This is a genomic window from Candidatus Symbiopectobacterium sp. (assembly GCF_020054415.1).
Classification (GTDB): domain Bacteria; phylum Pseudomonadota; class Gammaproteobacteria; order Enterobacterales; family Enterobacteriaceae; genus Symbiopectobacterium.
Genome location: NZ_JAHWCO010000371.1, coordinates 1 through 5835 on the forward strand (window position 1 = coordinate 1; position 5835 = coordinate 5835).

The 5835-nt window shown below is 51.9% G+C and carries 6 protein-coding genes and 3 pseudogenes; 8 read left to right on the top strand and 1 reads right to left on the bottom strand.

The features are described from left to right. The 5 genes and pseudogenes from QZ506_RS10905 to fabI all read left to right on the top strand — a co-directional run. Positions 1 to 84: pseudogene (locus QZ506_RS10905) on the top strand (lipoprotein); the annotation flags it as partial. A gap of 309 nt (positions 85 to 393) precedes the next feature. Continuing rightward, a complete protein-coding gene (gene sapC / locus QZ506_RS10910) occupies positions 394 to 1284 on the top strand; it encodes a putrescine export ABC transporter permease SapC (RefSeq protein ID WP_291971046.1) in 891 nt (296 codons plus the stop codon). A 15-nt stretch (positions 1285 to 1299) separates the two neighbouring features. Next, complete coding sequence (gene sapD / locus QZ506_RS10915) at positions 1300 to 2292, top strand: putrescine export ABC transporter ATP-binding protein SapD (RefSeq protein ID WP_291971047.1); 993 nt, start codon at positions 1300 to 1302, stop codon at positions 2290 to 2292. After that, a complete protein-coding gene (gene sapF, locus QZ506_RS10920) occupies positions 2292 to 3107 on the top strand; it encodes a putrescine export ABC transporter ATP-binding protein SapF (protein ID WP_291971049.1) in 816 nt (271 codons plus the stop codon). The genes sapD and sapF overlap by 1 nt, the downstream gene beginning before the upstream one ends. A 167-nt stretch (positions 3108 to 3274) precedes the next feature. Continuing rightward, on the top strand, positions 3275 to 4063 hold the full coding sequence (fabI, locus tag QZ506_RS10925; protein ID WP_291971051.1) for an enoyl-ACP reductase FabI: 789 nt from the start codon (positions 3275 to 3277) through the stop codon (positions 4061 to 4063). A 57-nt stretch (positions 4064 to 4120) separates the two neighbouring features. Here fabI and QZ506_RS10930 read toward each other — a convergent pair. Beyond that, a pseudogene (locus tag QZ506_RS10930) lies at positions 4121 to 5019 on the bottom strand (LysR family transcriptional regulator). Between the two features lie 168 nt (positions 5020 to 5187). Between QZ506_RS10930 and QZ506_RS21585 the strand changes: the two are divergent. The 3 genes and pseudogenes from QZ506_RS21585 to QZ506_RS10935 form a co-directional block, all read left to right on the top strand. Next, on the top strand, positions 5188 to 5382 hold the full coding sequence (locus tag QZ506_RS21585) for an IS630 transposase-related protein (RefSeq protein ID WP_367273007.1): 195 nt from the start codon (positions 5188 to 5190) through the stop codon (positions 5380 to 5382). 4 nt (positions 5383 to 5386) lie between these two features. Continuing rightward, positions 5387 to 5695: pseudogene (locus tag QZ506_RS21590) on the top strand (IS630 transposase-related protein); the annotation flags it as partial. Between the two features lie 55 nt (positions 5696 to 5750). Further along, positions 5751 to 5835, top strand: an 85-nt coding sequence (locus QZ506_RS10935; protein WP_367273008.1) for an IS1 family transposase, incomplete at its 3' end; no start/stop codon positions are given.

A 5835-nucleotide genomic window follows, 5' to 3' on the forward strand; every position in this document is an offset into this window, starting at 1 on the left:
CAGGTGGGTGAAGCCATGGCCATGGTCAAAGCGCTTAACCGGATCACGCTATTAGGAATGCCGAACAGTATTCGCATCACGTAACAATCGACCCGTATGGGGCGCAGTCGTTACAAGTTCTGATTTATTCAACAAAGCCAATTGCCACCTGTGTTCTCTTGCCTGCGACAGTGATATAGAAGGATAATCACCTATGCTTAACGCTACGGACTTCTTTCCTCAGCGCTATGGTAAAAAGGCCGCGCCACAGGAAATCGCGAGCCTGATATTCAGCCCGTGTAAATCAAAGATAACCTCTACTTTGTCTCGGTATTTTTCTGACACAACGTAATGATATGATTGATATAAGTAGAGTAACACAACATGCATAAAGAGCCGTTCAAGTGAAATCATATGCCCTTCGATAACGTTTACAGTGAAAAGCGCCTGCCCAGCCGCGTGCGGGATATCTGGCAATTTTTCCATCGCGATACGCTGGCGATGATTGGGCTGTACGGTTTTTTGGCGCTGCTGTTTCTGTGTCTGTTTGGCTCTGCTATCGCCCCTTATGCCGTCGATCAGCAATTTCTGGGCTATCAATTGCTGCCGCCTTCCTGGTCACATTACGGGGAAGTGTCCTTCTTTCTCGGTACAGACGATCTGGGGCGCGATCTATTAAGCCGGTTATTGACCGGTACTGCGGCGACCGTCGGTTCAGCGTTGATCGTCACCTATGCGGCGGCGTTCTGCGGCATTGTGCTCGGTACATTAGCTGGCGTAACGCACGGTCTGCGTTCCGCATTATTAAACCATATCCTTGATACGTTGCTGTCAATACCGTCATTGCTGCTGGCTATCGTGGTGATCGCCTTTATCGGCCCGGATTTGACGCACGCTATGCTGGCCGTGTGGCTGGCGCTGCTGCCGCGTATGGTGAGAACGCTCTGCACCGCCGTGCACGATGAGATGGATAAGGAATATGTGATCGCCGCCCGATTAGACGGTGCATCAACCCGCTATATCATTTGGTACGTGGTGTTACCCAATATCGGGCCGGTGCTGGTGTCCGAGTTTACCCGCGCACTCTCTATCTCCATTCTGGACATTTCAGCACTGGGCTTTCTCGATCTGGGCGCCCAAATGCCAACGCCCGAATGGGGCGCCATGTTAGGTAATTCGCTGGAACTGGTTTATGCCGCGCCCTGGACGGTGATGTTGCCGGGTGTAGCCATTACCCTCAGCGTACTGATTGTGAATCTGCTGGGCGATGGCATCCGCCGTTCCCTGCTGTCACAAATGGATTAATGGCGGAGACGAACCATGGCACTACTCGATATTCGTAATCTGACCATTGAATTCCTTACGCCCGACGGTCCGGTCAAGGCCGTCGATCGCGTCAGCATTACCCTGACCGAAGGGGAAATCCGCGGCCTGGTGGGAGAATCGGGCTCGGGCAAGAGCATTATCGCGAAAGCCATCTGCGGCGTAACCAAAGATAACTGGCGGGTGACGGCTGACCGCTTCCGCTTTGATGATATCGACTTGCTGCAACTCTCACCCCGTGCACGGCGTAAGCTGGTGGGCCACAACGTGTCGATGATTTTTCAGGAGCCGCAATCCTGTCTCGATCCCTCCGAACACATAGGCAAACAGCTGATGCTTGCCATTCCCGGCTGGACCTACAAAGGTCGTTGGTGGCAACGCTTTCAGTGGCGCAAACGCCGCGCCATCGAACTGTTGCACCGGGTAGGAATTAAGGATCACAAGGATATCATGCGCAGTTACCCCTACGAATTGACGGAGGGTGAATGCCAGAAGGTAATGATTGCCATCGCTTTGGCGAACCAGCCGCGTCTGCTGATCGCCGATGAACCGACCAATGCGATGGAATCGACCACGCAGGCGCAGATTTTCCGGCTTCTGTCGCGACTGAATCAAAACAATAACACCACCATTTTATTGATCAGTCATGACCTGCAAACCATGAGTAAATGGGCCGATCGCATCAACGTGCTTTACTGTGGACAAACGGTGGAAAGCGCGCCAAGTGAAGAGCTGATCACCGCACCGCACCACCCTTACACCCAGGCGCTGATCCGCGCCATGCCCGATTTCGGGCGTTCGTTGCCGCACAAAAGCAGACTCAACACGCTGCCGGGCGCTATTCCGTCACTAGAGTATCTGCCGGTAGGCTGCCGTCTCGGTCCGCGTTGCCCCTACTCGCAGAAAAAATGCATGCAAACACCACTGTTGGTATCGTCCAAAAATCACTGGGTTGCCTGCCATTTCCCGCTTAATAAGGAGGAGCAATAATGGATGAGATTCTGCTCGAAGCGCGCAACCTGACTAAAACGTTCCGCTACCGCACCGGGTTATTTCACCGCCAACACGTTGAAGCTGTGAAATCCGTGAGTTTCACGCTGCGTGAACGGCAGACGCTGGCGATTATCGGTGAGAACGGCTCCGGCAAATCGACCCTGGCGAAAATGCTGGCGGGGGTCATCCCACCGACCTCCGGTGAACTGCTGATTAACGATCATCCTTTGTGCTACGGCGATTATCGCTTCCGTTGCCAGCAGGTGCGCATGATTTTTCAGGACGCGGGCAATGCGCTCAATCCACGCCAGCGTATTTGCCAACTGCTTGATATGCCGCTGCGATTGAATACCATATTAAACGGTCACGAGCGGGAAAAAATGATCAACCAGACGTTGCAACAGGTAGGCCTGCGCCCTGATCACGCCTACTACTACCCGCAAACGTTGGCACCCGGCCAAAAACAGCGCGTGGGATTGGCACGGGCGTTGATCTTGCAGCCCAAGGTGATCGTCGCTGACGAGGCACTGGCCTCATTAGATATGTCGATGCGCTCGCAACTCATTAATTTGATGTTGGAACTTCAGGAAGAACAAGGCATCTCCTATATTTATGTCACTCAGCATCTGGGCATGATGAAGCACATCAGCGATCAGATCATGGTAATGCATGACGGTGAAGTGGTCGAGCGAGGCAGCACCGCAGACGTGCTGGCCGCGCCGCTACACGATTTGACCAAACGCCTGATTGCCAGCCACTTTGGCGAAGCGCTCAGTGCCGATGCTTGGCGCCGTGACGGCGCGCAGTTTTAGCCGGATTAGCCAGCGCGACATCGTGGCAAACGCGCGGGCGATACTGCTCGGAGTACCCCAAGGGGGGGCAACCATGCTAGAATCGCCCGGTTTACTCACTTCGAACGCCCTGATTAACGCATTCTGTGCAGGCGTTCGCAGCAACTATAATCACAAGGATTACTGCTATGTGTTTTCTAACCGGTAAGCGCATTTTGGTAACGGGTGTTGCCAGTAACCGCTCAATTGCATTCGGTATCGCACAGGCGATGCAACGCGAAGGCGCTGAACTGGCGTTTACGTACCAGAACGACAAGCTGAAATCGCGTGTTGAAGGCTTCGCACAAGAGCTGGGTTCCAGAATCGTACTGCCGTGCGACGTTGCGGAGGATGCCAGCATTGAAGCGCTGTTTGCCGAACTTGCTAACGTATGGCCGACCTTTGACGGTTTTGTCCACTCCATCGCGTTCGCTCCAGGCGACCAACTGGATGGTGATTACGTCGACGCCGTGACCCGTGACGGTTTCCGCGTTGCGCACGATATCAGCTCCTACAGCTTCGTGGCGATGGCAAAAGCCTGCCGCGCCATGCTGAACCCGAACTCCGCGCTGGTCACACTCTCCTACCTCGGTGCCGAGCGCGCTATCCCGAACTACAACGTGATGGGTCTGGCAAAAGCCTCTCTGGAGGCCAACGTTCGCTACATGGCTAACGCCATGGGCGCGCAAGGTATGCGTGTTAACGCCATTTCCGCTGGTCCCATCCGCACGCTGGCTGCGTCTGGCATCAAAAACTTCAAGAGAATGCTTTCCCACTGCGAGGCGGTAACGCCTATCCGCCGTGTGGTCACCATTGAAGACGTAGGTAATACGGCTGCGTTCTTGTGCTCTGATCTGGCTGCGGGTATCTCCGGTGAAGTCCTGCACGTGGATGGAGGCTTCAATATCGCCGCCATGAATGAGCTGGAACTGGATTAATTTCCAACCGCTATCGGTAAAAACCACTGGCATCCGGTGGTTTTTTTTCGTCCAAACTCAACCTGCGTTTTCTGCCAGCCACGTTTGTGCGAAAACAAAGAAATTTTGTGCCAGGGCAGTAACCTTGCCAACTGGAGCCACAACCAGCGCCGCCTGACGCTGCATCGGCGGCAGTGTGAGTGGGCGAAAACGCAGTGCGGGTGTCATTTCCGGCAACAGACTCCCTTGAGGCACGACGGCACAGCCCAATCCTAAAAAGACGCTTTGCATCAATTGCATCACCGAGGCACTTTGATCTTTGGCGTCACACCTGACTCACTAAAGTGTCCATCGAGATAACGCCGAAAATAGCGGCTGGGTTCAGCCAGACACAGCGGCACATCCGCCAAATCCACTAATGCCAACGGCGTCTCTCCTACCATCTGTGGGAATGCTTGCGGGTGGTAAACCAGCAAAATCTCACTGCGATGTACGGGGGCCGCCTGAAAAGCCAGCTCTTTGAGCGTGGTAAGCTCGAAAAATCCCAGACTGATATCAACCGTGTGGGCATTGAGCGCTTCAAGAAGTTGGTCCGCACTGAACAGGGAGACCTGATAGTCGAGCTGTGGATAGATCTCATGAGCAGCGGCCAACAGCTGCGACATCACCATTCCCGATTGCGGCACCGCACCAATGCGCAATACGCCGCTCACGTCACGCTTAAGCGATGCCACTTCCAACTTCAATCCCTGATAAATCGAAACGATTTCACGCGACTATGCCAAAACGCGCTCACCCTCCGTCGTGAACCCTTCAAAATTGTTACCGCGATTAATCAGCGCCAAATCAAGCTCGCGCTTCAGGTTTTTCAGCCGCATAGAGAGCGTGGGCTGGCTGACGAAACTGGCCTCCGCCGCACGTCCAAAATGGCGCTCTTTCTCAATATTGCACAGTGAAATAAGCTGTTTTATATCAATTTTATTGTATATCATATTGTTGCAATGTTAACATCATCGAAAATCATATTTTATGTACTCAACGCTGTACACATTTAAAAATTGACTAAGGATAGATCCATGTTCTCCTAACTCATTCTGGCATGGGTATCTACAGCTAAACGACTTAATTTTTATTACATTATTTAAATGAGTTATTCAATTGATTTTAGGCGTGTAGTTATATCTACACGGGAAGAAGAAGGGTTGAGTATCCGAGAAACAGCGAAGCAATTTCGGATTGGCCCTGCCTCTGTATCGCGTTGGATTAATCAAATAGAGTCAAAAGCATCGACCACGCGTCAGCGAAAGATCGATAAATCCGAGTTGATAAAAGAATGTTGAACAATATCCAGATGCTTACCAAAAAGAACGTGCAGAGCGTTTTGGCGTTTGTCACAAGGCCATTTGGCAAGCTCTTAAAAAGCTGGGATTGACCTGTAAAAAACTCTACGTCATCCGAAAGCCGACGAAAGCGCCCGGCAAGCATTTCAACAAAAAACAACAGTATAAAAAAGAAGGTAACCCTATTGTTTTTATTGATGAAAGTTGTTTTCCACACGATACCCCACGGACTCACGGCTATTCCCCAAAAGGTCAACGGTGTTTTGGCCTGAAGAACTGGGGAGCCAAGGGAAGAACAAATGTTATCGTGTAGTGTATTCAATATGTTGATTGCAGTGTGAAATATCCGGTTTTGGATGTGGAATACAGTGGCTAAAGTTGATGTAAGATGCCCGTTTTGTGAACAGACATCTCCTGTGAAAAAACACGGTTATGGAAAAAGTGGCCATCAGC